Annotated in this window: 21 protein-coding genes; 16 read left to right on the forward strand and 5 right to left on the reverse strand. The window is 52.3% G+C overall.

What is annotated here, in order from left to right; all coding sequences use genetic code 11:
• Window positions 1-6 precede the first annotated feature (6 nt).
• The 4 genes from IEY46_RS25915 (at window position 7) to folE (ending at window position 2,572) form a co-directional block, all read left to right on the forward strand.
• Window positions 7-534 carry a methylated-DNA--[protein]-cysteine S-methyltransferase gene (locus tag IEY46_RS25915; RefSeq protein ID WP_229750549.1) on the forward strand — a complete coding sequence of 176 codons (528 nt, stop codon included), beginning with the start codon at window positions 7-9 and terminating at the stop codon, window positions 532-534.
• A gap of 15 nt (window positions 535-549) precedes the next feature.
• Entirely contained in the window at window positions 550-1,614 is a 1,065-nt protein-coding gene (locus IEY46_RS25920; protein WP_188996663.1) for an HD-GYP domain-containing protein, read from the forward strand.
• A gap of 104 nt (window positions 1,615-1,718) precedes the next feature.
• On the forward strand, window positions 1,719-1,940 hold the full coding sequence (locus IEY46_RS25925; RefSeq protein WP_188996665.1) for a YneF family protein: 222 nt from the start codon (window positions 1,719-1,721) through the stop codon (window positions 1,938-1,940).
• Between the two features lie 38 nt (window positions 1,941-1,978).
• A complete protein-coding gene (gene folE / locus IEY46_RS25930) occupies window positions 1,979-2,572 on the forward strand; it encodes a GTP cyclohydrolase I FolE (protein ID WP_188996667.1) in 594 nt (197 codons plus the stop codon).
• Between the two features lie 173 nt (window positions 2,573-2,745).
• Here folE and IEY46_RS25935 read toward each other — a convergent pair whose 3' ends face one another.
• Both IEY46_RS25935 and IEY46_RS25940 read right to left on the reverse strand, forming a co-directional pair.
• Window positions 2,746-3,987, reverse strand: a complete 1,242-nt coding sequence (locus IEY46_RS25935) for a Fe-Mn family superoxide dismutase (protein ID WP_188997214.1) — start codon at window positions 3,985-3,987, stop codon at window positions 2,746-2,748.
• Between the two features lie 184 nt (window positions 3,988-4,171).
• Window positions 4,172-5,314 (reverse strand): alpha/beta hydrolase, encoded by a 1,143-nt coding sequence (locus IEY46_RS25940; protein ID WP_188996668.1) that lies wholly within the window; start codon window positions 5,312-5,314, stop codon window positions 4,172-4,174.
• 347 nt (window positions 5,315-5,661) lie between these two features.
• Between IEY46_RS25940 and IEY46_RS25945 the strand changes: the two genes are divergently transcribed.
• Window positions 5,662-6,408 (forward strand): IclR family transcriptional regulator, encoded by a 747-nt coding sequence (locus IEY46_RS25945; protein ID WP_188996670.1) that lies wholly within the window; start codon window positions 5,662-5,664, stop codon window positions 6,406-6,408.
• Between the two features lie 606 nt (window positions 6,409-7,014).
• Here the strand turns inward: IEY46_RS25945 and acnA are convergent.
• Window positions 7,015-9,726 carry an aconitate hydratase AcnA gene (gene acnA / locus IEY46_RS25955; RefSeq protein WP_188996674.1) on the reverse strand — a complete coding sequence of 904 codons (2,712 nt, stop codon included), beginning with the start codon at window positions 9,724-9,726 and terminating at the stop codon, window positions 7,015-7,017.
• Window positions 9,727-10,131: a hypothetical protein gene (locus IEY46_RS25960; protein ID WP_188996676.1), complete on the reverse strand. Its 405-nt coding sequence runs from the start codon at window positions 10,129-10,131 to the stop codon at window positions 9,727-9,729. It lies immediately after the preceding gene.
• A 14-nt stretch (window positions 10,132-10,145) separates the two neighbouring features.
• Between IEY46_RS25960 and IEY46_RS25965 the strand changes: the two genes are divergently transcribed.
• The 4 genes from IEY46_RS25965 to uvsE all read left to right on the forward strand — a co-directional run bounded on the left by IEY46_RS25965 (window position 10,146) and on the right by uvsE (window position 14,004).
• On the forward strand, window positions 10,146-11,309 hold the full coding sequence (locus IEY46_RS25965) for an amidase domain-containing protein (RefSeq protein ID WP_308422843.1): 1,164 nt from the start codon (window positions 10,146-10,148) through the stop codon (window positions 11,307-11,309).
• Between the two features lie 82 nt (window positions 11,310-11,391).
• Window positions 11,392-12,537 (forward strand): D-alanine--D-alanine ligase, encoded by a 1,146-nt coding sequence (locus IEY46_RS25970; protein ID WP_188996680.1) that lies wholly within the window; start codon window positions 11,392-11,394, stop codon window positions 12,535-12,537.
• Window positions 12,538-12,622: 85 nt separating this feature from the next.
• Window positions 12,623-12,940, forward strand: coding sequence for a hypothetical protein (locus tag IEY46_RS25975; protein WP_188996682.1), 318 nt, complete (start codon window positions 12,623-12,625; stop codon window positions 12,938-12,940).
• Complete coding sequence (uvsE, locus tag IEY46_RS25980; protein ID WP_188996684.1) at window positions 12,937-14,004, forward strand: UV DNA damage repair endonuclease UvsE; 1,068 nt, start codon at window positions 12,937-12,939, stop codon at window positions 14,002-14,004. Before IEY46_RS25975 ends, uvsE begins: the two co-directional genes overlap by 4 nt.
• A gap of 172 nt (window positions 14,005-14,176) precedes the next feature.
• Here uvsE and IEY46_RS25985 read toward each other — a convergent pair whose 3' ends face one another.
• On the reverse strand, window positions 14,177-15,064 hold the full coding sequence (locus tag IEY46_RS25985) for a helix-turn-helix domain-containing protein (RefSeq protein ID WP_188996686.1): 888 nt from the start codon (window positions 15,062-15,064) through the stop codon (window positions 14,177-14,179).
• Between the two features lie 120 nt (window positions 15,065-15,184).
• On the opposite strand from IEY46_RS25985, the gene IEY46_RS25990 reads away from it, so the two are divergent.
• The 7 genes from IEY46_RS25990 (at window position 15,185) to IEY46_RS26020 (ending at window position 24,494) form a co-directional block, all read left to right on the forward strand.
• Entirely contained in the window at window positions 15,185-16,522 is a 1,338-nt protein-coding gene (locus IEY46_RS25990) for a DegT/DnrJ/EryC1/StrS family aminotransferase (RefSeq protein ID WP_188996688.1), read from the forward strand.
• A gap of 46 nt (window positions 16,523-16,568) precedes the next feature.
• Complete coding sequence (locus IEY46_RS25995; protein WP_188997215.1) at window positions 16,569-17,579, forward strand: Gfo/Idh/MocA family protein; 1,011 nt, start codon at window positions 16,569-16,571, stop codon at window positions 17,577-17,579.
• A gap of 19 nt (window positions 17,580-17,598) precedes the next feature.
• Entirely contained in the window at window positions 17,599-18,456 is an 858-nt protein-coding gene (locus IEY46_RS26000; RefSeq protein ID WP_188996690.1) for a sugar phosphate isomerase/epimerase family protein, read from the forward strand.
• A 54-nt stretch (window positions 18,457-18,510) separates the two neighbouring features.
• Window positions 18,511-19,422, forward strand: a complete 912-nt coding sequence (locus tag IEY46_RS26005; RefSeq protein ID WP_188996692.1) for a Gfo/Idh/MocA family protein — start codon at window positions 18,511-18,513, stop codon at window positions 19,420-19,422.
• 92 nt (window positions 19,423-19,514) lie between these two features.
• A complete protein-coding gene (locus IEY46_RS26010) occupies window positions 19,515-21,818 on the forward strand; it encodes a helix-turn-helix domain-containing protein (RefSeq protein ID WP_188996694.1) in 2,304 nt (767 codons plus the stop codon).
• Between the two features lie 183 nt (window positions 21,819-22,001).
• Window positions 22,002-23,573 carry a type 2 periplasmic-binding domain-containing protein gene (locus tag IEY46_RS26015; RefSeq protein WP_188996696.1) on the forward strand — a complete coding sequence of 524 codons (1,572 nt, stop codon included), beginning with the start codon at window positions 22,002-22,004 and terminating at the stop codon, window positions 23,571-23,573.
• Window positions 23,574-23,594: 21 nt separating this feature from the next.
• Entirely contained in the window at window positions 23,595-24,494 is a 900-nt protein-coding gene (locus IEY46_RS26020; protein WP_188996698.1) for an ABC transporter permease, read from the forward strand.
• Window positions 24,495-24,506: the final 12 nt, after the last annotated feature.

Consider the following 24,506-nt stretch of genomic DNA (forward strand, 5'->3'; position numbering starts at 1 on the left):
ACGTAAATGATGCATCCGACGATCTATTGGACTGAAATGTCATCTCCGATCGGGCCGCTTGTTCTGATGGCAACGGATTCCGGGCTTTGCAAGATTGAATTCGGCGGGTTCGCGCAGCGGGAGGATAAGCTGCGGAACTGGATCAATTCCTGGTTTCCGAAAGGAACCGGAATCGCGCAGGATCAGCCTGCGGAGCATGTGATTCTCAAAGAGGCAGAAGCACAGCTGAAGCGTTATTTTGCCGGAGAGCTTCAAATATTTACGGTCAAGCTGGACATGCGGGGAACGCCTTTCCAGACGAGGGTGTGGCAGGCGCTGCTGGAAGTCCCCTACGGAGAAAGCCGGTCGTACAAGCACATCGCCGGGGCCATTGAACAGCCGAAGGCAGTCCGTGCGGTTGGAGGGGCGAATAACCGCAATCCCGTACCGCTCATTGTTCCTTGCCACCGGATAATCGGAGCGGGAGGCGCAATGGTCGGCTATGGGGGCGGGCTGGACATCAAAACCTCTCTGTTGGAGCTTGAACGGCAGTAGGGATCGGGGGAGCACATGAGATATATCCATATGGATTCGGTTGAGCCCGGCCATTTGCTGGGGAAAACGATCTACGCATCAAACGGAACTATTCTGCTGACGGCTGGCGTTCAGATTACCGTATTTATGATCAGTACGCTCAAACGAATCGGGGTGACCAATTTATATATTACGGATCCGAAGTTTCAGGATATCGAGATCGAGGAAGAACTGCTTTCGGAGGAGACCAAGCGCTCGCTGATCAGAAGCATGTCGGAGACGTTAGATGCGATCCGTTCGGGAAAGGACTTCAATTCGCGCTCGGTCAGCCTGTCGGTCGAGGATATGCTGGAGGATGTGTTGCGGAACAAGGATGTGCTTCTTCATCTGAATGATATCCGCACGCGCGACAACGCGGCTTTTGTCCATGCGATGAATGTCTGTATGATATCAGCTCTTCTTGGCATTCATATGAATCTCAATCAGGTTCAGCAGAAGGAGCTGGCGATCGGCGCGCTGCTGCATGATCTGGGCAAGCCGCAGGATGAGCCCGAGTTCGACTTCGAGCCGGTTGACGACGAAGCCGCGAAGAATAAACAGCAGGCCAAGCATCACACTTGGAGGGGCTTCCAGCTGTTGAAGGCCAAACGGGAATTCAGCCTGCTCATTGCGCATGTGGCGCTGCAGCATCATGAGCATATCGATGGCAGCGGAGAGCCGCGGGGCCTTGCCGGAGAGCAGATTCATCTGTATTCGCGGATTGTGGCCGTAGCCAATACCTACGACAACCTGCTGCAGGAAGTTCATAACGGCAAACCCGTGCTTCCGCATATTGCCTGCGAGCGGCTGCTGGCGATGTCGGGTAAAGAGCTGGACCATGAGGTCGTCGTCCAGTTTATGCGGGTTGTGTCGGTTTACCCCAACGGGGTATCGGTGCGCCTTTCCACCCGGGAATCCGGTGTGGTGGTCGGACAGCATCGAGGTCTGCCGGGAAGGCCTGTCGTACGGCTCCTGGAGCGCGAGGGCGACGATTCCATCGGCAGTCGGGAAATCGACCTGGCCAAGGAGAATACTGTGTTTATCGAGCAGGTCATGGGATAATTGCAGGACGAAAACAAGGGTTTGCGGTGGGCACTAGTACATGCTATGATAAGTTGCAATATGTATATCAATATCGAATAACAAAGGTTGGGTGATTGGCAAAGATGTGGAATATCATCATTCCGATTCTGACGCTTCTGGCGGGCGCGGTCGGCGGATTTTTTATCGGTGTTTTCTATCTGCGCAAGCAGCTTGAGAAGATGCAGAGCGATCCGGAAATGCTGCAGAAGATGGCCAAGCAGATGGGTTATAATATGAACAAATCGCAGCTCCAAAAAGCACAGAGCATGATGAAAAATCAACGTCCGGGCGGCGGACGCCGATAATCAGCACGCCGCTTGCAGGGAAGGGGGAACGATCGGGAATGGCGGGTAAAAAAGATTACGTCAATTCTGTCGTTTCGGGTAACCGTGAACAGATTGAATATCATATCAAGCAAATATTGGGCCTTTTAGGCGAGGATGTCGAGCGGGAAGGACTGCTCGAAACACCTGCGCGGGTAACCCGCATGTACGAGGAAGTTTTCTCAGGCTACGAGGTCGATCCGCGTGAAGTCCTGGGGGTAACCTTCGATGAGCAGCATGAAGAGCTTGTTATTGTAAAGGATATCGTGTATTACAGCCATTGTGAGCACCATATGGCCCCTTTCTTCGGTAAAGCGCATATCGGATATATTCCGAGTGGCAAGATTGCCGGTCTGAGCAAGCTCGCGCGGCTCGTAGATGCCATTACACAGCGTCTGCAGGTGCAGGAGCGGGTTACTTCCCAGATCGCGGATATTATGGAGGAAGTTCTCCAACCCCACGGAGTGATGGTCGTCGTGGAGGGCGAGCATATGTGCATGTGCGCGCGCGGTATCAAAAAGACCGGAAGCACCACTGTAACATCTGCCGTGCGCGGGGAGTTTCGTACAAGCGCGGCACTGCGTTCCGAATTTCTATCGCTGCTAAAGCAATAGAAACGAAAAATGGATGTACATGGAAGCGGATGCCTCGATACGCTTAACGCAAACAAAAAAGATTGCTGTTCCTTCAAAGGGGGCGGCAATCTTTTTTTCGTTTATGAGCTGTTCCCTTGTTCCCGAAACAATCATCAAAAGGTTATCGGTCTGCCTTGCGGTATGGAGCATTCTCAAAAAGGCTCCCAGACCAGCTTTCTGGCTTCGGAGAAACGGCCGCTGGCATAAGGCCAATTCACAACGTTCCACCAAGCCTGGATGTACTCCGGGCGTTTGTTCTGGTGTTTAAGGTAGTAAGCATGCTCCCACACATCGAGAGGAAGAACGGGCACAACATCCCATTGGGACAAATTCTGGTGCTTCTCGGCAGTCAGAATTTCCAGCCTTCTGCTGCGGGGACTCCAGACCAGAATCGCCCAGCCCCCGCCTTCTACTTTCTCGGCTGCAGCGCTGAAATGGTTCTTAAAGGCGTCATAGCTGCCGAAATCCCTGCGGATTTGCCGGGCGAGCGAACCGGTAGGTTCCCCGCCGCCGCGGGGAGACATGACGTTCCAGTACAAGGTGTGGAGATAATGCCCAGCCCCGTTAAACGCAAGCTCCCGCTCCCAATGCTTCACAAGCTCAAAATCATTCTTCTCCCGGGCATCCTTTAGCTCATTCTCTGCTTTATTCAGACCGTCCACATAGCTTTGGTGATGGATATCATGATGAATCTGCATCGTTGCTTGATCGATATGAGGCTCCAGGGCATCATATCCATACGGAAGCGGGGGAAGCGTGTGGCCGCCTGGAGGAACCGTAGAGGCTCCACGTGTGTCGCTCCAGTCATGCAGATGTGCCTTTTCCGCAAGGTGTTTGACGGAGGCGGAGCTGCTGTTCTTCTTGCTGTGCAGCTCTTCATGCTGCGGGATCGTCACAATGAGGTCCTGTTCGTTCTCCATGACAGATTGACCAGAATGATCCGGGTGATGCCCCTCCTCCTTCTGCACGGATAGCGGCTCAAGCAGCGATTCCAGAACGCATAGAAAATAATCCGATTCCCGTATGATATGACGGATGACCGTCCGTACAAACGGGCTGGCCGCAACGGCCGGACTCCTCTCCAGCAAGGCGGTTAGCTGGGAAACGAATTTGCGCGACTGTACGGCAGATACCTTCAGCAGCTCCTCGGTCGCCTTGACCAGATCGGGAGGGATGGCCTCCGGATCTTCCAACGCCTTAAGAAGCAGCTTCTCGGCCATCGTTTCCGTGCGGGCAAAAACCGGCTCCCATGCCTGAAGCAGCTGTACATAAGCCGGCTCCAAAAGGGGAGTGATTTCCCGGATGACGACCGTATGCTCCTTCTCCTGCGTTTTCCAAAACTGAATTTCCTCGAGCACTCTTAGCGGCATATAATTCCTGTAAACAAACAGCACAGCATCCGTCCCTCCTTTAATCATCCGATGGACTAGCGGCATGCCAGCGTTGAATATACGGAAGCGATAATCACGCTCTCATGCTTGGCGCAAAATAAAGAGCCGCCCGGGAAGCCGGACGGCTCTTCATGACTGCCATAACCGAATGCATCCATAATCTAGATGTATTCCGCTGCGGCTTATCCTATGTCGCATCAGCCGTTAAGGTGGGCTGATTGCTGTTCCAATCCGCGTCCACCTGGCTGAGAAACAAGGCGGCACGTTGAATATATTCTTTCGGGCGGGTTTGGAACAACAGCTCATGTTTGCCTCCCTGGACGATCCATTCCCGGGAGAGAGGATTAGCCTGACTGGATGCGATATGTTCCGCGGTTGCAATCGGCGCCTTCAGATCCTCCGTGCCGTGCATAATAAACGTTGGGATCGTATACGAGGTCTGCATTACCTGCTGAGCCGGAATCTGGTTGAAGCTGGTCCCTGTCCAGAAGGGCAGCATCATCTGCACCAGCGGCAGGGAAGGGAAGCGGGGCAGGTCCAGATACTGCCTGACATTATTGAATAAGGATTCCGGACTGGGCAGAAACAGGCTGTCAAGGATCAGCGCATCGATTTTATCCGAATCATCGGTTTGCAGGGCTGCCTGCAAGGCGGTTCCGGCTCCCATCGAGAAGCCCCATACCACCACTTGCTCGGCCCCTTGCTCGCGGGCGTACTGGACGGCAGCGAGCAGCTGCTGCGCTTCCTCAATGCCGCCGGTCGCCGGCGAACGGTCCTGCTCGGACGCATAACCATAATCGAACATCAGAACATTATAATGCAGACGGTGCAGCAGAGCGGCAAGCTCATACATCGGCACCCACGTTTCTTCGCGGTTCGCCCCGTAGCCGTGGCTGAAGATCACGGTTCGTTTGGAGGCGGCTGGCGACGCGGCGTCTACCTGGCCATTCTGGTCGGTGGAAGCAGCAGCGGTCTTATAAACAGGCGGCGCTGCGGCGGCGTTAGCGCCGATGTACCAGCCGTGAACGGTAGTGCGGCCGCTCTTGCTGGGAAAATTCGCATCTTTATAATCAAGCCCTTTGGCGATTTGAGGATTAGAGGTCAGCGGCGCGACATAGGGATGGGCGATGATCCAGGCCACATAGCCATGGAAAGCAACAATAGCGACAAGCAGCAGAGCCATAAATGCGGATACGACAGCAATCGCGGCATGCCGGCGGCGCGCCCTGCTGATAGTCTTGCCTGCAGGCTGAAGCGAATGCCGAGGGGATGGGAGTGAGCCTTCCGGCGTAAATCCGGCAGGCAGCATCGGAATAGCAGATGTGCTCATGATGAAGTCCCCCTTAGAAGTATAAAATGAAAACGCTTAATAATTGATATTCAAGGTTCCTATCGCCCGATTGGACGCAGGCGTCCGATGTCGAATCCTCAGCTGAGCAAGCTGAGCAGCTGGAATCAAATTGCATGTTTGAAGCACCGGGTTGTGGTCCTTTAATCCTATGATAGGGGTGGGAACAAGTGCCTGTCAATGATTATCGGCGTATTGTTAGTAACTTGTAATCTGACTGTAAAAATAGATAGAAAATATCTCCTCCCGCTTTCGCTTAAGCCAGTCATGAGTTATACTAGTTGTAACTTAGTTTCATTGAATGAAACTGATAAAGAGGTGGAAGCTTTATGCCCGAGGATGGCAAATCGACCGTTCGCGCCGTAGAACGGGCGCTTGATATATTGCTTTGTTTCACAGTCAAAAACGAGTGGCCGATGACGGAAATTGCGGATCGTGTCGGCCTGCACAAGAGTACGGTTCACCGGATGCTCGCAACGCTGGAGGATAAAGGGTTTGTTATCCGCGACCTGGCATCCGAGCGCTACAGGCTGGGCTTGCGTATCTGGGAGCTTTCCGCCAATATGTCTGGTACGGACGACCCGGCAGTGCTGGGATTGCCCGAGATGGAGCGCCTTCGGGATATGCTTGGCGAGACCGTAAGCCTGTATTTGCGCGATGGCAATGAGCGGATCCGGATTCAGGCTGTCCAGAGCAATCAGGCGGTGCGCAGAGTAGCTCCAGTAGGCGTGCGTCTGCCACTATATGTGGGAGCCTCCAGCAAGGTGCTCATCGCATTTGAGGACCAGCTGATGCGGGAGGAGCTGCTGCATGATCCGTCCTGGCCGGGGTTCTTCGATACGGTGCAGTTCCGCAAGCAGATCGAGAACATCCGCAAGCTGGGATACGCGACAAGCATAGAAGAGCGGGAGCAGGGCGCCGCGGCGGTCTCCTCGCCGATCTTCAACCGCGCAGGCAAGCTTGTGGCTGCGTTATCCGTCTCGGGGCCCGCCAACCGGCTGACCCCTGAGATTATGCGTCAGCAGGCGTCAGCGATTATTGAAGCCGCTAACCATATCGGATCTATGCTGAAGTAATGCCGACCAGGAGCTGAAAACGCTGCTGCCTTATTGGAAAGGGCGTCCTTGCCTGACCCCAGGTAAACCAGAAATTTTATTCTAAACCGTTTCTCAGTAAAATGGAGGCATCGCCCAGCCATTTAAAAGGAGACGGTTTTTTGTGCATTCCATTAGCATGAACTTCCTTTACTCGCCAATGAATTCTTGATCCTCATCTGGTAGGTCTGGTGAATGACGCCGTAAATTGTATGGATGATCACATATGCTCAATCGGCCCTTATGGGAGCCGTCCGAGATCAACTGCTGAAGCGGCGAAGGGAGCAGCCGGTAAGTCGATTCGACTGCCAACACGTATCGCCCCGCTACCCGATGGAAGCTGTGCGCCGGTGCAGGAAGCTCAACAACTTCTGCAGTAAGGTTTTTCCTTCTTGGAACACGGAAGACAGATAAGGGAGAGGCTCCAGCAAGGTTTTTCCTTGCTGGAGCGGAGAGGGGATTGGACGGAGGGCGTCCGGATCTGTTTCTTTTTCGTCATATAGAGAAAGGGCCGTGTCAGCAGTAAAAACTGCTCTGACACGGCCCTTTTGACATCCGGCTGCCGGGAAAGCAGCCGGTTGTCATTTCTTATTGATTGGCAATCATTTGACGCAGAACAGCTTGCAGAATACCGCCATTGCGGTAGTAATCCACATCTACCATGGAATCCAGACGAACGATCGCCGGGAATTCAAACGTAGTACCATCTTCGCGGGTAACGACGACATGAATTTCCTGTCCCGGTTTCACATCATTGTTCACACCGACAATATCGAAGGTCTCGCGGCCTGTGATTCCGAGCGTGCTCCAGCCATGACCGGCCTGGAATTGCAGCGGCAGAACGCCCATTCCGACCAAGTTCGAACGGTGAATACGCTCGAAGCTCTCGGCGATAACAGCTTTCACGCCCAGCAGCATTGTGCCTTTGGCTGCCCAGTCGCGCGAGCTGCCTGTTCCGTATTCTTTACCTGCGATAACGACCAGGTTTTTATTTTTCTTCTGATACAGCATCGAAGCGTCATAAATGGACATAACCTCGTCTGTCGGCAGATAAGTGGTAACTCCGCCTTCCGTTCCCGGAGCAACCTGGTTGCGGATCCGGATGTTGGCGAACGTTCCGCGCATCATGACTTCATGGTTTCCGCGACGGGAGCCATACGAGTTGAAGTCGATTTTGTCGACGCCATGCTTGACCAGGTATTCGCCTGCAGGGCTGTCCGTCTTGATGTTGCCGGCAGGAGAGATATGGTCGGTCGTAACCGAATCGCCAAGCAGGGCAAGGACGCTTGCGCCTTTGATGTCGGTAATGTCGTTTATTTCAGGACCCAGATTCTCGAAGAACGGCGGGTTTTGAATATAAGTCGATTTGTCATCCCACTCGTAGCTTTCGCCTTGCGGCACATCGATTTGATTCCAGCGCTCGTTCTGCGTGAAGACATTGGCGTACTTATCGCGGAAGGCTTCCGGGCTCATGGCTACGCCAATGGCATCGGAAATTTCTTTGGAAGACGGCCAGATATCCTTCAGGTAGACAGGCTGGTTCTTGCCGTCATAACCGATCGGGTCATTAGCCAAATCGATATTAACCGTCCCTGCAATCGCGTAAGCCACAACAAGCGGAGGTGATGCCAGGTAGTTGGCTTTAACCTGGGCATGAACGCGTCCTTCAAAGTTGCGGTTACCGGAAAGTACGGCAGCAACCGTCATGTCATTGTCCGTAATGGCCTGACTGACTTCGTCCGGCAGCGGGCCGGAGTTACCGATACAGGTCGCGCAGCCATACCCTGCCACATAGAATCCGAGTGCTTCAAGCGGCGCAAGCAGATTGGCTTTCTCCAGGTAATCGGTCACGACGAGCGAGCCTGGTGTCAGCGAGCTTTTGACGTAAGCCGGCTTTGTGAGGCCAAGCTCCACCGCTTTTTTGGCGACCAGACCGGCGGCCATCATAACGCTCGGGTTGGACGTATTCGTACAGCTGGTAATAGCGGCAATAACGACGGCGCCTGTTCCCATTTTGCTGACAGAACCGTTCGCATGTTTGACTTCAACCATTTCCTCGATCTTGCTGTCGGAAAGGCCGTAACCGCCTTTGTCGATCGGCGTACGGATAATGCCGTTGAAGGATTCTTTCATAGCTGTCAGCTCGACGCGGTCCTGAGGACGCTTAGGGCCGGCAAGCGATGGAACGATCGTCGACAGATCCAGCTCCACGATATCGGAGAATACCGGCTCCGGCGTATCGTCGGTGCGGAACATGCCTTGTGCTTTGTAATAAGCCTCTACCAGCTCGATTTGCTCCTCGGTGCGCCCGGTATTGCGCAGGAAGCGCAGCGTTTCAGTGTCGACCGGGAAGAAACCGATGGTTGCGCCATACTCGGGAGCCATATTGGCAACTGTCGCACGGTCTTCCAGTCCGATATTGGACAAGCCCGGGCCGAAGAACTCGACAAACTTGCCGACAACGCCTTTTTTACGGAGCACTTGCGTTACGGTGAGCGCAAGGTCGGTTGCGGTCGCGCCTTCGGACAGGCTGCCCGTCAGACGGAAGCCGATGACTTCAGGAGTGACAAAATAAAGCGGTTGTCCCAGCATGCCGGCTTCCGCCTCGATGCCGCCAACGCCCCAGCCAACAACGCCAAGTCCGTTGATCATTGTCGTATGGGAATCCGTTCCGACCAGGGAATCCGGATAAACGACAGTTTCGCCGTCTTTGGTTTTGGTTGCGGCTACCGATGCCAGATACTCCAGGTTGACCTGGTGGACGATACCGGTTCCCGGTGGCACCGCACGGAAGTTGTCAAAAGCGGTTTGGGCCCAGCGGAGGAAGCGGTAACGCTCTTCGTTGCGCTCAAACTCAATGTTCATGTTATACTCAAGGGCTTCCGGCGAACCGAAAGCATCCACCATTACAGAGTGGTCGATAACCAGATCGACGGGCACAAGCGGGTTGATCTGCTTTGGATCGCCGCCGGATTTCTTAACGGTGTCACGCATGGCAGCCAGGTCAACAACAACCGGTACCCCGGTAAAATCCTGAAGCACAATACGTGCCGGGATGAAAGGAATCTCTTTATCCTCGCGTCCGTCCGCCCAGGTTGCCAGCTGCTTGACATGCTCAGGCGTAATGGCGCGTCCGTCAAACTGTCTTACGGCCGCTTCCAGGAGCACTTTAATGGAGAAAGGCAGCTTGGAGATATCTCCGAGTCCTTGCTCTTGAAGACCCTGCAAACGGTAATAAACGTAAGGTTTACCTCCGACTTCAAGCGACTCGCGAACCGAATAATCGTTCTTTAATGTCATTCAATGACGCCTCCTTGTGAGATAAGTTGAAGAATAATGGGCGATTTTCCAAGAAGAATGGTCCGTAACGCTCTCTTGGGCTGTGAAAACAAGTTTTCTGAGAATCATGCCGTTCTCTTCAAGCGCGCAAGGCGCCTCCCCCTCAAAAATATCAAATAATGGCATTAGCATGACCGTGTGATATTTAAAGGAAAATCCGGTTTCTTGTTTCACTCTATAAAACACAATTTCAAAATCGCTTCTTTTCTTAAGTATACCGTTTTTCTGTCCGTTTAGAAAGTATAATCTCTCCCGAAGCCGCTGGAATTTATCTGCATTCTGTTTTTTTGGCTTCGGATGTTTCGCTTCCTCACATGAAATCGTCCCGGGTCTCATATAATGAACCAACTTTGCCAGCCAAATCATGCAAGGAGGGAATCATGATGCCGCAAGCAAGATCGCGGACGGGTGCACGAAAACGCAAGGGGGGGCAAGCGCCCGGCAAGGCAGCGGTCCGCAGCGAACGGATGGCACAGAGACCGCAGGATGCTCCGAGGCCCTTAAAGTCCGAACCAGGCGGATGGAAGGCATCCGTGCATCGTTATGTCCAATGGTTGAACCAGGCGGAGATTGACCGTTTCGATCCGGACGCGGATGGAATTGTGACCGATCTGGATCATATGTCCCGATACCGCCGCAGGCTTTCCCGTCTTCGCGAGCAAGAGCTGCGGCGGGGCGTTCTCCCGCTGCGCAGTGAAACGAGCGCGGAGCTGCTTCGGATGAGCGCATCCGAATCGATGGCGGAAGCCACAGCGATGATTGAGCTGAAGATCAAGCGCACGGTTCAGCAGCTTGGCCGCACCTACACAGAGGACAGGCGGGAGCGGGAGAGGCTGTGGCTGGCGCAAGATGGCGGCAGTTACCGGATTATACGCATTGAACCGCTTGTCATGGAGCGGCGTCCCAAATACAGTATGTCCGATTCATTTGTTTCTCAGCTGACCGCCGGGCAGCTGTCGGAAGATGAAGAAAAGCCGAAATCCATGCCTTATATAAATTATGAAGTTATGCCTCAGTTCAAACAAGGGCGTACTGGAATTCGTTACCGGCGTGATTTGGCGGCGGCTTATGCCGACCAGTGGTGGAATGAACCGAATCCGGCTTACGAAACCTTTGAGGTGAATTGCACGAATTATGTGTCCCAGTGCCTCTTTGCAGGCCACGCGCCGATGAACTATACTGGTAAAAGGGAAGCGGGCTGGTGGTATCGGGAGCGGAACGCCGGTCGTGAAAATTGGAGCTACAGCTGGGCTGTTGCCGGCGCGCTGCAGCTGTTCCTGTCGGGAGTCCGCCAAAGCGGCCTGCGGGCAACGGTTGTGGATTCGGCCGATCAGCTGGAGCTGGGAGATGTCATCATTTATGACTGGAGCGGGGATAACCGTTACCAGCACAGCACGATCGTAACGGCCTTCGATGCCGCCGGAATGCCGCTGGTTAATGCCAATACCGTACCCAGCCGCCACCGCTACTGGGATTACAGGGATTCATATGCCTGGACAGAACAAACGAAATACCGCTTTTTTCATATTTCCGATGAGCTTTGAGTCTAACGCCGTCGCAAATACAACCTTTAATGTATGATAATGCTTCTGAAATGGGAAATTATTTGTAACCGGAGGATTAGCTATGGCGAAGAAAGTGCGCGTCGGACTCGTTTACGGGGGCCGCTCGGGCGAACATGAGGTATCGTTGCAGACTGCGCTGGCAGTCATGAAAGCTTTTGATTATACCCGTTACGAAATTATTCCCTTCTATATTACAAAAGAGGGCAAATGGCGGGCGGGACAGAAGCTCCAGTCCCCGCCCGAAGAGCTGGAGCCGCTTCGTCTTGCCGGCGCCGGGGCCGCTTCCGGTACGGAAGCACTAATGCCGGTATTCGGCGGATTGTCGGCCGGCACGGAAGCGAGTGTCGTCACTTCTGTGGATTCCAGTGAGGGGGAGGGTCCCTTTATGGATGTGGTTTTTCCGCTCCTGCATGGAACCTTCGGCGAAGACGGCACCATTCAAGGGCTGCTGGAGATGGCCGACATCCCTTACGTGGGCGCGGGCGTATTGGCATCGGCCGTTGGCATGGACAAGATAACGATGAAGAAAATATTTGCCCAGGACGGCCTTCCGCAATGTGTGTACCGTTATTTCAACCGGACCCAATGGGAGAAGGATCATGGCTTTTTTATTATGGAAATCGAGGTCGCGCTGGGCTATCCTTGCTTCATTAAACCGGCCAATCTGGGCTCCAGCGTAGGCATTTCCAAGGCCCGCAACCGCGAGGAACTGATCACCGCCGTCAATTATGCCCTGCGCTTCGACCGCAAGGTCATCGTCGAGGAATTTGTCGATGCCCGCGAGATTGAAGTGAGCGTGCTCGGCAATGACGAACCCCGCGCATCCGTGGTAGGAGAGATCACCTCCTCCAGTGAATTTTATGACTATAAGGCGAAATATATCGACGGCAAATCGATGATGCATATTCCCGCCAATATCCCGGCGGAAACGGCGGAGGCCGTCCGGGAAATGGCCGTGCGCGCTTTTCTGTCGATCGACGGCTCGGGCCTCGCCCGTGCGGACTTCTTCCTGCGTAAAAGCGACGGCCAGATTTTTATCAACGAGGTCAATACAATGCCGGGCTTCACGCCTTTCAGCATGTACCCCCTGATGTGGAAGGAAAGCGGCGTTCCCTATTCGGAGCTGCTGGATACCCTGATTGGACTTGCGATAGCGCGCCATGCGGAGAAGCAGCGTATTGAGTACGGGGGAGCGGACCCGGTCTGATTATCGCCGGATCGGGTGGCTTGGCCCCTGGATGAAGCGTCATTTATGGATTCAGCTACAAATAATCGGGAGGGGGAAACTGGATATGGGATTCCAGTCGGAGTTTAATTCGGTCTGCAAGTTCAAAAATGACAATGAGCTGAACGAACTGCTTGAATACGGCCGCAGCAAAATGGTTAAGAGCGGATTTCGCGTTTATCCGACCGGCCAGAAGGTGATTGCGTACACGCCTAATAATCAAGCTATTGCCATAGTACGCATTCTGGTTTCGATTGCGGAAATTAATTTTCAGGGCGAAGAAATAACGCAGGTGGAAATGGAACTGATCCGCAAGCTGACAGATGAGGAAGCACGGGTGCAAACGGCTTTAGCTTATGAGATGTTTTTTGGAGAGCATGCATGATTGTCCGCTTTGGCTTTGTCGCGATGAGTCTGCAGCTTGAGAACGCCTCACCTTCCCGCACGATGACCTACGCCAATTTCTCGAAACTGCCGGATCGTGAGGCCGCTCTGCGCAGACTGGAGCGCATCGCCGAAGAGAATATTAGAACTACGCTGCGTCTGCTGCGTCACAGTTATGCCCATGATATTATGGTTTACCGCATGTCCTCGAAGCTTATCCCGTTAGCTACGCATGAACAGCTGCAGGACTGGTCTCCATGGCCGGCGCTTGCGGAGGCGTTCGCGGCTGTGGGGACTTTCGTGAAGGAGAAAGGAATGCGCGTGTCGCTCCATCCGGATCATTTCTGTGTCCTGAGCACTCCGCGTGCCGAGGTGCTGGCGAAGTCTGAAGCGGATTTACTTTATCATCTGCAGATGCTGGAAGCGATGGGACTGGGCGAAGAAGCCAAATGCAATATTCATGTGGGCGGTGCCTACGGGGACAAGCTGGCATCTGCCGAGCGTTTCGTGAAACAATTCGGCGGTCTTCCAGGAAAGATCCGAAGCCGGATTACGCTTGAGAATGATGATAAAACCTTTACCGTCCGCGAAACGCTTGAAGCGGCAGAAGCGGTCGGCGCCCCCATGGTGCTGGATATCCACCATCATGCCGTCAATGACGGGAATGAGAGTGAAGCTTCGGTGTATGGAGAGCTGTGGCCCCGTGTATTGCGGACATGGAATCGTATGGCCGATGTGCTGCCTGAGTCCGGAGGAGTGCCTGCAGGGCAGGCGGGCATGGCGTCTGAAGGCGGACAAGCTGTTGTTGCTGTGCTCCCGCCGAAGATCCACGCCTCCAGTCCCAGAAGCGCGAACGATCCGCGCAGTCATGCAGACTTCATTGAGGCGGGGCCTCTGCTGAGGTTTCTGCAGGAGACAGCAGGCTCGACAGCAAGGCTGGACGTTATGTTGGAGGCCAAAGGCAAAGACACCGCTTTATTCAAGCTGATGGAGGATCTTAGCCAGTTGGCTTTGCAGGAACCGGGCATCCGGATTATCGACGGTGCGAGCATTGAAGTGAATTGACTGCATGCTCTTCCCTACCACTAAATTCATGAAGAACCAAAGGATCCCTGCTGCTCGAGCAGGGATCCTTTTGGTTCTTTTGTTATGGGATAGGAGTCAACCGGCAAGAAAACGCACTGTTTTGCAAGGCCCTCTACTGATTCTGGCAGCAGCCTTCACACTTCGGGCAGCATTAGCCTTCATTAACGGATTTATAAGCCTTGCGGTAGTCGCTAGGCGATTGCCCGTGCACCTCGCGGAATACACGAGAGAAGCTGCGGTACGATTCAAAGCCGGCTTCAGCAGCGATATCGATAAGAGGCATATTGGTGGACAGCAGCATGCTTACGACGCTTTCCACCCGCAGCGTATGCAGATATTCGAGAAAGCTGCGGCCAAGATGCTTCTTAAAGGAGCGGCTGATGTAGGGGGTGCTGGCGCGGAAATGACGGGACAGCCAATCTAGCGTAAGTTTTTCGGCATAATGAACATGAATGTACTGCACGATTTTCCAGAAGTTTATTTTTTCATCAGGCTCAACCTCCTGAAGCGCAAGCGGCTGGCTGGCATCTGAAGCCCGGATAAACATCAGCATGGCCTCTGTCAGCTTGGCGCGGATCAGGCTGCTTCGTCCAATTCCGTCCTGACGGTTGTATTCTTCCAGCAAAAGCTCAAAAATGCTGCTCATACGCTGGGCCATAGCCGGAGAAAAATCAACAAAGGAAGGGATTGCAGAGCCAACCTGGAAAATGAGACTGGCCAGCTCGGATTCGTAGGACGAACCTAGCAGGATGTTGATATCGAACATACAGCAATATTTCACGATCGGCCGGTCAGGCTCACTTTTAATTTCATGGATATGATGGGGAAGCAGGAAGGAGGCCGTGCCGGGCTGCAATTGATGGCTGACGCCGTTGATCGTTTCTGTCCCTCTATTTTCTATGACATAAGAGAGCTCGACAAAACCATGATGATGGAGAGTAGTTCTGCGGACGGTATGTACGGCTATATACAGAGGAAGGTTCCCTTTTTTGGATTCCATGATGGCTTTGACATCCTCATAGCGTGGAGAAACGATCATTCTCTTGGCCTCCGGTTATAAAATGACTGGTTGAATTTCGGTTTTGGCAAGCTGATTGCCTGATTGTATTATACCATAAATGGCAGAGAGCTCTAGCGAAAATCGGAGAGGATGAGCAAGATGAAGAGTACTCAACTGGCATTGTTAGGCGGAGAAAAAGCAGTTACGACAGATCCGGGGGATCTGTTTGCCTGGCCCATTATTACGAAGGAAGACGAGGACGCCGCATTGGATGTGCTGCGAAAAGGGGCAATGTCCGGAACGGACGTGACGGAGAAGTTCGAGACGGATTTTCGCCATTGGCTTGGTGTGGACTATGCGCTGGGCTTCAATAACGGAACGAATGCATTGCTTGCTGCTATGTTTGGCTGCGGGGTGGGAGTCGGCGATGAAATTATCTGTCCGAGCATCACCTTCTGGGCTTCATGCACGTCCGCTTATACACTTGGAGCCACTGTGGTCTTCGCGGATATCGACCCTGATACCTTGTGCCTGGACCCGAAGGATCTGGAACGCTGCATCAGCGAGCGGACGAAAGCGATCGTTGTTGTCCATTATTTTGGTTATCCTGCCGATATGGATGCCATCATGGCTATTGCCGCCAAATATAATGTGAAAGTCATCGAAGATGTTTCGCATGCGCATGGCGGCATCTACAAAGGCCGGAAGCTTGGGACGATCGGTCATGTCGGCGGAATGTCGCTTATGTCGGGCAAGGCGCTAGCGGTCGGGGAAGCCGGAATGCTGGTCAGCAATGACCGGGAGATTTATGAGCGTGCTGTCGCGATGGGGCATTACGAGCGCTACACCGGCGATATCCAGACGGCAGACTTGCAGCCCTATGCGGGCCTGCCGCTGGGAGGATATAAATTCCGCATGCATCAGATCAGCGCGGCTGTAGGCCGTGTTCAACTCCGGCATTACGAGGCGCGGCAAGAGCAGATCGGCCTGGCAATGAACTATTTCTGGGATCTGCTGGAGGGTGTGCCGGGGCTGCGTGCGCATCGTCCGGAACAGGACTCCGGAAGCCGTATGGGAGGCTGGTACGCAGCGCGAGGCCATTATCGGCCGGAGGAGCTTGGCGGACTGTCGGTGACCCGGTTTGCCGAAGCCGTCCGCGCGGAAGGGGTGACGATGTGTTCGCCTGGCTGCAATATCCCGCTCCATAACCATCCATTATTTCAAGATGCCGATGTCTACCATCACGGCAGACCTACACGCATAGCCAACAGCTCGCGTGATGTCAGGCTGCTCGATGCTGACCTGCCCGTAACAAACGCGGTTTCCGCACGTTTGTACGTCATCCCTTGGTTCAAGCATTTCCGCAAGGATGAGATCGAGCAATATGCGAAAGCTTTCCGCAAAGTGGCAGAGAACTACGAGGAGCTGCTGGCTGGGGATCAAGGAAATCCTCCGGTTCTTGGCGGATGGAGCATGTTCCAGAAAAAGGCGCTGTGATGCGGGGTTAAACGATTGGTTTGGGGGAGAAACAACAGTGACGAGAATGTGGAACTTTGGCATTATAGGCTGTGGAGGGATTGCGGCATTTCACCGCGACGCCATCCGGGAAATCGCGAACGCCCGGCTGGTATGCGTCTCCAGCAGGACGGAACAACAGGCGAAATCATTTGCGCAGGCATCGGATTGTGAATGGACCACCGATTATCATGAGTTAATCAACCGTGCAGATCTGGATCTAGTTTGTGTGACGACAAGCAGCGGCAGTCATTTCCATATTGGCGAGGCGGTTCTTCGTGCCGGGAAAAATCTGGTCATGGAAAAACCGATTGCGTTGCAGGCCGCTCAAGCGCAGAAATTGATTGATTTGGCGGAGGCTTCAGGATTGTGTTTATCGGTTATTTCCCAGCGCAGATTTGAACCGCCTATCGTCCATCTCAAGCAGATCATGCTTGAAGGGAAGCTGGGTAAGATTCTGTTGATTGAAGCAGGAACCCCTTACTTTCGTACCCAGGACTATTATGATTCAGCGGATTGGCGGGGAACGCATGCCGGCGATGGGGGAGCTTTCATGAATCAGGGTATCCATCAAATTGATTTGCTGCTGTGGCTCGGCGGACCGGTGCATTCCGTTTATGGGAAAACGGCAACGATGACACATGTGATGGAGGCGGAGGACATGGGTGTAGCCATCGTGAAGTTCGCAAGCGGCGCATTAGGCACGATCATGTCCTCGACCAGTATCCGGCCCGGATTCCCTCCTTTTATTCATATTTATGGGGAGAGGGGCACCGTTAAGATTCAGGGGCAATCGATTGTGCACTGGTCTGTGGAGGGAGCTGAGGCACCTGCGGACACGGAAGGTTTGCAGAGTGACGGTTCCGCAAGTCCGCTCGATATTTCCCACCTGTATCATAAGATGCAGCTCGAAGAGATTGTGCAGAGTCTGGAACAGAATCGTCCGATGAGAGTCACCGGCCGGGATGGCAAACAAGCGGTCGAGCTTATTCAAGGAATAGGCGCTTCTGCGGCGGCAGGCAAGGAAATTATTTTGTAACAGGGAGCAGATGCCAGAGATGCTTGACCGATTAGGAATTATAACCGACGAGGTTTCGCCTGATTTCAACGAAGCCCTGCAATGGATACAGGAAAAAGGTCTTCGTCATGTAGAAATCCGCATGGTGGACGGGAAGAACATCATGAGCCTGACGGATGAAGAGGCTATCAGCGTGCGAAGGCGTGTGGAGGCTCACGATTTGTATGTTTCCGCCATTGCTTCGCCTGTGTTTAAGTGTCCGCTGGACCGGAACCGTCCAACTGCCAGTGGGGATACATTCGGGCAATCGGCAGAGGAGGATGCAGACGCTCACTTGCGTCTGCTCGAGCGGGCCTTTGAGCTTGCCGATCTGCTGGATACGTCACGTATTCGGATATTTTCATTCTGGCGCGAGGAAATGCCGGAACAGTTTGAGGATAGCATTGTCCATTATTTGAAGAAGGCAGCCGGAGCGGCCGATAAGCAGGGCAAGCTTCTGCTGCTGGAGAATGAACCGTCCTGCAACGGAGGCTGTGCGGAGGAAGTAGGCCGTTTAGCGAAAAAAACGGCTTCTCCAGCGCTCAAAGTGTTATGGGATCCCGGAAACGAAGTCTATTTGGGCCGTAAAGCATTTCCCGATGGTTATGAAGCAGTAAAGCATCAATTGGCTCATGTGCATCTGAAAGACGCGGTCTTCCGCGGACCCGGAGAAGCTTCGTGTGTCCCGGTCGGACGGGGACAGGTGGATTATATCGGGCAATTGCAGGCGTTGGAACAGGATGGTTATGAAGGCCTGTTCACTATTGAGACCCACTACGTGCCTCCGGGCGGCACAGCGGCAGAAGGTTCAGCTTTAACTTTACAGGGGATACGGAAATTGCTCGCCAAAGAAAAATAGCGAACAGAGCATGATCGCAGATTAACCAAAGCGTCTAAAAAAGGAGAACTCATCATGTCAAAAACATTAAAACTCGGAATGATCGGCTTGGATACCTCCCATGTTTCCGCATTTGCGGCTCTATTGAATGATCCGGATCATCCTTACCATGTTGCAGGCGGCAGAATCGAAGTGGCGTATCCCGGGATTCCCTCGCAGGATTTTGAGTTAAGCTATTCCCGGATAGGAAAGTATACCGAGGAGTTAAGCGGCAAATATGGTGTGGCCATTCTCGAATCGGCTGAAGCGGTTGCAGAGCAGAGTGATGCGGTGCTGCTTGTTTCCGTGGACGGCAGAGTACATCTGGATTTGTTCAAGAGGATCGTATCGTTCGGCAAGCCTGTTTTCATTGATAAACCGCTGGCAGTCAGCAGCAGGGAGGCGGAAGAAATATTTGCTTTGGCCAGGCAGTACAAGGTTCCCCTCATGAGCTGTTCTTCGCTTCGTTATGCGGAAGCCTTGACAGAAGAACTTTCGGGAGCGAAGGATGACGATAAAATCCTTGGAGCCGATTGTTACGGTCCCATGACGATTGAATCGGCACTTCCGGATTTTTTCTGGTATGGTATTCATTCGGTGGAAATCCTGTATCGGATTATGGGCAAGGGCTGTGTTTCTCTTTCCGTTACGACCAATGAAGATTATGATGTGATTACAGGGACTTGGGAGGATGGACGAATTGGCGTTGTCCGCGGGAACAGGAAAGGCAACAACCAGTTTGGAGCACTGATTCACCGCTCTAAAACAAATCGTCTTGTGGAGGCCGGTGCGCATCCAAAGCCAACCTACGCAGGGATGCTGGAGCGCATCATGTCTATGTTTCATTCTGGACAGTCTGATATCGACCCGGCAGAAACATTGGAGATCATCCGTTTCCTGGAATGCGCGAATCAAAGCCGCCGCAGCGGAGCCACAGTGAAATTATAGGTCATCCGAGCGGATTGCGGACATTTCATAGCCTAATTCATCCAACCTCCCTCTGCCTACTCTGTTTTTAAGACATCGAAAGGGGGAAGTATATGTTGGGAAGAAGTCAGTTTGTAAAGATTGTGAGAATGACAGGCGTTTCATTCAAGAGAAAGCTGCTTCTTTACTCTATTGTTCTGAGTATATTTCCGGTTCTGTCAGTAGGGCTTTTCTCTTCCTACACAGCCTCGCGAAGTATCCAGACGGAAGTCGACAAACATAACCGGTATATGCTGAGTCAAATTCAGGTGCAATTGAATCAGTTCACGAACAGCTTGAACATGGCCTCGATCTATATTGCGACGAACCTCAATGTAGAGAAATCCGTCAAGAATGGACCAGGCATCGAGAATTTGGCGGAGACGCTGGAGCTGAATGAGACAATCCGGCGTATCCGCAGCACTTCGCCTGTCAAGTATCACATTTCCATCTTGTATAAGCGGTTTAATAATTTTATCTTTTCCGATGAATACGATCCGACTTCCTACGCTCAAACCGGGCTCTACAACATTTTGGACAAAATGAAGCCCTCATCGAATCAATCCTTTTTTGTTCCCGCCCATACCTTTCATGACCAAGCCAATTTGCTTCATTTTCGGCCGATACCCATATCGTCTTATTACACCGAAGGGGTGCTTGTTCTGCAAGTCGCTCCTGAAAATATTCTTGAGTTCGTAGGTTCGTTGGAGCAAAACCAAGGCACACGCATTCTGGTAGCCGATAACAACAATCAAATTATCATCAGCTCAAAGCTTGATGAAATGGGCAAAACGCTGGATGCAATCGTACCACAGTCCTTGCTGCTCGATAACAAACGAAACAACTCGAAAACGTTGAAGATTAATGAGGTATCCTATAAAGTTCATGCGCAGAAGTCATCGCACAATGACTGGACGTTCATTGCAATGACACCTATGGCGGAGCTTACTTCGAAATCCGAACACATCAAGCTTACAACCTGGATTGTGGCTGGTCTTCTGGCTGTTTTCTGGACTTTGGCTGCCGCAATCGGAAGCGGATGGATGTATGTCCCGATCCAGCGGCTGTCGGATAAGGTGATGCCTCCCTTTCAAGGTGAAAAGCTGCGCAGAGACGACGGATTAGCTGCTCTCGACAACTATATGGTGGAACTGGCGGAAGCGAACAGCAAGCTTCTTGACCGGCTGAATGAACAGTTCCCTTATTTGAAGCAAGGCGTGTTTCAGATGCTGCTTAGCGGAGAACTGACGGAGCAGAAATTTCTGCGTGCTGCGGACAAAGCGAATATGCGGCTTCAGGGCTCCCAGGTATTTGTATGCGTTGCCGAAGCTGACGATATCCCTGCCTTTCTTCGTACATACCGGGAGAATGACCGGGCAGTCATTCATTACGGGATGCTTAAAATGATGGAGGAAACCTTTCATTCTTTTCCCGGATGCACAGGGTTTGCATCCAAGATTGGACAAATTGTGCTGATTGTCGGCTGCGACGAGGACAATCCGGAAACGCGGGAGCGGCTGCGTCAATGTGCGGATGAGATGCGCGGCAACGCGCGGCAATATTTACGGATTCCGCTCAGCATTGCCATCAGCAATTCCCAGCCGGGCTTCTCCTCGATCAGCAAAGGATTTGAGGAGGCTGTCGGTTTATTAAGTTATCGCCTCGTGATGGGAGACGATATTACGATTGTCGCGGGTTATGCGGATGAAAGGCTGCTCCGTTCAAGCCGCCAGATGGTGGAGCTGCAAAAGCAGATCGTTTTCAATGTTGTGCATGGCAATTTGGATGAATCCGCCTCTTTGCTCTCCCAATTGGTAGCAGAGCTCCAGCGGGTTCAGCTCAAGCCGGAAACAGTCCGCGGTCTATTTTCCTACATGCTTGGGGAGCTGGACTTTCTGCTTCAGCAGGCTGGTTGCGACCTTCAGCAGGCGACCGGGGAAGATGTCCATGAACGGCTGTACCGGCTTCGGTCGCTGCCCGAACTGGAACATTGGTTGAACGATGAGCTGTTCCGGGATGTGAAGATGCAGCTGGAGAAGGAAGCGGTCTCGAAGCAGGCCCGTACAGTGAAACAGGTAGTTCAATTTGTACAGGAGCGCATGCAGGATGAGCTTTCGCTGCAAATGGTTGCAGACCATTTCAATCTCTCTGTGTCTTATCTAAGTAAAATATTCAAAGGAGAGACCGGTCAAACCTATAGCGAGTTTATATTGGACCTGAAAATGGCAAAAGCAAAACAATGGTTGGAGCATACGGATATTCCGATCAAAGAAATTTCCAGCAAGCTGGGTTATTCGAGCGTGCAAAATTTTACCCGGACGTTCAAGCAATGGTTTGACGTTCCGCCAGGCGAATTTCGCAAATGGAGACGCGATTAGACCTGAAAAGTTTATATCTGTCGCATTCCCCTCCCATGTTCGTTATCTTCACCAGTATTTTTCTTTATCATTATATGCTGTCAGCCACCCAAACAAATGACAATAGCCCGCAAAAACGAGAAAACGTAAAGTTATGGCAGGGAAGGGGATACCCTTTCAACCGGATTAGAGGAGCGTGCTTCGATGAATAAGTCCAAGAGAACAATGGCTGGTGTATTTGCTGTTATTATTGCAGCAACAAGTGTACTGGCGGGCTGCGGCAAGAGCAATGAAGAGAATACCGCGGCTGGAAGCGAGGCGCAGGGCGCAGAAAGCTTGAGCATTCTGTTATCCCATTCCAATGGCAAATATGCGATGCAGGCAAAAGAAAATGATCCATATTTGAAAGAGTTGTCCCGATTATCGGGGACCAAACTTGATGTCGAGTTCCTTGGACATTCCAATGACTTCACCCAGCAAATGACCGTTCGATTCGCTTCAGCGGATTTGGCTGATATGATTCGGACCGACAGCATTATATCAACCATGCACCCGGGAGCAGTCGATCAAGGTGTATTTGAAGATTTGACCCCGCTAATTGAGAAATACGGGCCTAACCTGAAGAAGAAAATTCCGGCCGAAGCATGGAAAAGCCCAAAGGTCAGCAAAGACGGTAAAATATTCGGCATTCCTGCGCTTTCCGCACTTCCCTCTTCGCGGGTGGTGTACATCCGCCAAGACTGGCTGGACAAGCTTGGCATGCAGCAGCCCAAGACGCTGGACGATTATCTGAACTATTTTGAAGCGGTGAAGAAAGAAGATATGAATGGCAACGGAGATAAGGACGATGAGTATGGTCTTTATGTCCGGGAGAACCTGACCTACTCCGCCCTGTTCTTCAACGAATTTGGCGCGGATCCAAATATATGGTATCTGAAAGACGGAAATTTGGAGCCGGGAATGATTCAGCCGGAAATCAAGGACGCTTTGAAGTTCTGGAAGAACTTATACGATAAAGGTTACATCAACCCCAATCTGTTCACGAATAAATCGGCCGATTGGGAAGCCGGGATCAAGCAGGGGAAAGGAGGAACCTGGCTCCATGATGTTGCGAACTTCAGCTCAAACTGGAACCCGGACCTTTTTGCCAATGAGAAGAATGTCAAAATATCGATGATTGAATCTCCGCAAGGACCTAAAGGAAAGGGTCTCGTGGCGCAAGGCGATCAAATTTACTTTGTTTGGGTCATGCCGGCCCGGAACAATCATGCCGTGGAAGCCATCAAGTTCCTGAATTGGGCCTGGTCGGATGAAGCCGACGATTTCTTCGCAATGGGCATCAAGGACTACAATTACACCATAGCCGACAATAAAGCCAAGTGGGATGCCAGTGCTCCTGAGAACAAAGATAATGATGCAGCCGTATTCTATCAGCTGTCGATTAACCCGCGCGGAGACGGCCGAATGATGGACAGAGTGCTGGATGTGGCACCATACTCCGAAATTTTGAGAGGAGGCATCCAGACAGCTGCTAAAAATGTCGTCAAAAACGACGCGCTGCATATGCCGATCCTGGAAAGTATGAAAACCAAGCCCGAGCTGGTTCCGGGGACAAATGCAGGTACTTTGTTTCTGGATATGTTCGCCAAAGTCATCACCGGCAAAGAAGAAATTGATCCCGCTTTCGATAACTTTGTAGCCGAGTGGAAACGGCGCGGCGGCACCGAAATGATTCAGGAAGCGACAGCCTGGTATAATGACTTTCACCAAGAATAAAGGCACGGGGGGAGTTCAATCATGCTGAACAAAATCAAATCAAACGACCTGCTGCTGCTCTGGTTGATTGCTCTGCCCGGTATTATCCATTTTGTCCTCTTCCGCTATGTTCCGATGTTTGGCAATGTGATCGCTTTTCAGGACTACAACATTTTCTCCGGAATCAAGGACAGCCCCTGGGTAGGATGGAAGCATTTCGAGAACATGTTCACCTACGCGGAATTCTATCGAATTATTGTAAACACGCTGCTCCTCGGCTTATATTCGCTCCTGTTTGGTTTCCCTGCACCGCTCATTCTTGCGTTGCTGTTGAATGAGATTGCCAAAACATGGTTCAAACGCTGGGTGCAGACTTTGCTGTATTTGCCACATTTCCTGTCATGGGTTATTGTGGGGAGCATTTTCATCAATTTGCTGACGCAGGACGGATTCCTTCACATGCTTTTTGGATGGACAGGACTTCCCAATACCGACTATGTGACGCAGACGGAATACTTCCGGAGCATCATTGTCGGAATGGGAATCTGGAAGGAGATGGGGTGGGGCATGATCATTTATTTGGCGGCCTTATCCGGCATTAACCCAAGCTTATATGAAGCGGCCAAGGTTGATGGTGCCGGCCGTCTCCGTCAGATGTGGTCCATTACGCTGCCTTCCCTCATGCCGGCAATCGTAGTCCTGCTGCTGCTGCGCGTCGGTCATGTGCTCGATTCCAATGTGGAGCAGGTGCTTATTATGTTGAATCCGCTGGTTGGCGACGTTGGGGAAGTCATCGATACCTACGTTTACCGGGTAGGGCTGCTCAGCTCGCAATTCAGTCTGACTACGGCAATCGGGATATTCAAATCGCTTGTCGGTCTGATTCTGGTTGTCGGACTGAATGCCTTGAGCCGCAAAACGACGGGGGAGAGCATTTACTAAATTCCATATTCC

Origin of the sequence: Paenibacillus nasutitermitis (assembly GCF_014641075.1) — a bacterium.
GTDB classification, from domain to species: domain Bacteria; phylum Bacillota; class Bacilli; order Paenibacillales; family Paenibacillaceae; genus Paenibacillus_Z; species Paenibacillus_Z nasutitermitis.

Bases quoted from the DNA above. Each gene is read 5' to 3' on its own strand.
- IEY46_RS25915 (WP_229750549.1), top strand. From the start codon at position 7: ATGATGCATCCGACGATCTATTGGACTGAAATGTCATCTCCGATCGGG.
- IEY46_RS25920 (WP_188996663.1), top strand. From the start codon at position 550: ATGAGATATATCCATATGGATTCGGTTGAGCCCGGCCATTTGCTGGGG.
- IEY46_RS25925 (WP_188996665.1), top strand. From the start codon at position 1,719: ATGTGGAATATCATCATTCCGATTCTGACGCTTCTGGCGGGCGCGGTC.
- folE (WP_188996667.1), top strand. From the start codon at position 1,979: ATGGCGGGTAAAAAAGATTACGTCAATTCTGTCGTTTCGGGTAACCGT.
- IEY46_RS25940 (WP_188996668.1), bottom strand. From the start codon at position 5,314: ATGAGCACATCTGCTATTCCGATGCTGCCTGCCGGATTTACGCCGGAA.
- IEY46_RS25945 (WP_188996670.1), top strand. From the start codon at position 5,662: ATGCCCGAGGATGGCAAATCGACCGTTCGCGCCGTAGAACGGGCGCTT.
- acnA (WP_188996674.1), bottom strand. From the start codon at position 9,726: ATGACATTAAAGAACGATTATTCGGTTCGCGAGTCGCTTGAAGTCGGA.
- IEY46_RS25960 (WP_188996676.1), bottom strand. From the start codon at position 10,131: ATGATTTGGCTGGCAAAGTTGGTTCATTATATGAGACCCGGGACGATT.
- IEY46_RS25965 (WP_308422843.1), top strand. From the start codon at position 10,146: ATGATGCCGCAAGCAAGATCGCGGACGGGTGCACGAAAACGCAAGGGG.
- IEY46_RS25970 (WP_188996680.1), top strand. From the start codon at position 11,392: ATGGCGAAGAAAGTGCGCGTCGGACTCGTTTACGGGGGCCGCTCGGGC.
- IEY46_RS25975 (WP_188996682.1), top strand. From the start codon at position 12,623: ATGGGATTCCAGTCGGAGTTTAATTCGGTCTGCAAGTTCAAAAATGAC.
- uvsE (WP_188996684.1), top strand. From the start codon at position 12,937: ATGATTGTCCGCTTTGGCTTTGTCGCGATGAGTCTGCAGCTTGAGAAC.
- IEY46_RS25985 (WP_188996686.1), bottom strand. From the start codon at position 15,064: ATGATCGTTTCTCCACGCTATGAGGATGTCAAAGCCATCATGGAATCC.
- IEY46_RS25990 (WP_188996688.1), top strand. From the start codon at position 15,185: ATGAAGAGTACTCAACTGGCATTGTTAGGCGGAGAAAAAGCAGTTACG.
- IEY46_RS25995 (WP_188997215.1), top strand. From the start codon at position 16,569: ATGTGGAACTTTGGCATTATAGGCTGTGGAGGGATTGCGGCATTTCAC.
- IEY46_RS26000 (WP_188996690.1), top strand. From the start codon at position 17,599: ATGCTTGACCGATTAGGAATTATAACCGACGAGGTTTCGCCTGATTTC.
- IEY46_RS26005 (WP_188996692.1), top strand. From the start codon at position 18,511: ATGTCAAAAACATTAAAACTCGGAATGATCGGCTTGGATACCTCCCAT.
- IEY46_RS26010 (WP_188996694.1), top strand. From the start codon at position 19,515: ATGTTGGGAAGAAGTCAGTTTGTAAAGATTGTGAGAATGACAGGCGTT.
- IEY46_RS26015 (WP_188996696.1), top strand. From the start codon at position 22,002: ATGAATAAGTCCAAGAGAACAATGGCTGGTGTATTTGCTGTTATTATT.
- IEY46_RS26020 (WP_188996698.1), top strand. From the start codon at position 23,595: ATGCTGAACAAAATCAAATCAAACGACCTGCTGCTGCTCTGGTTGATT.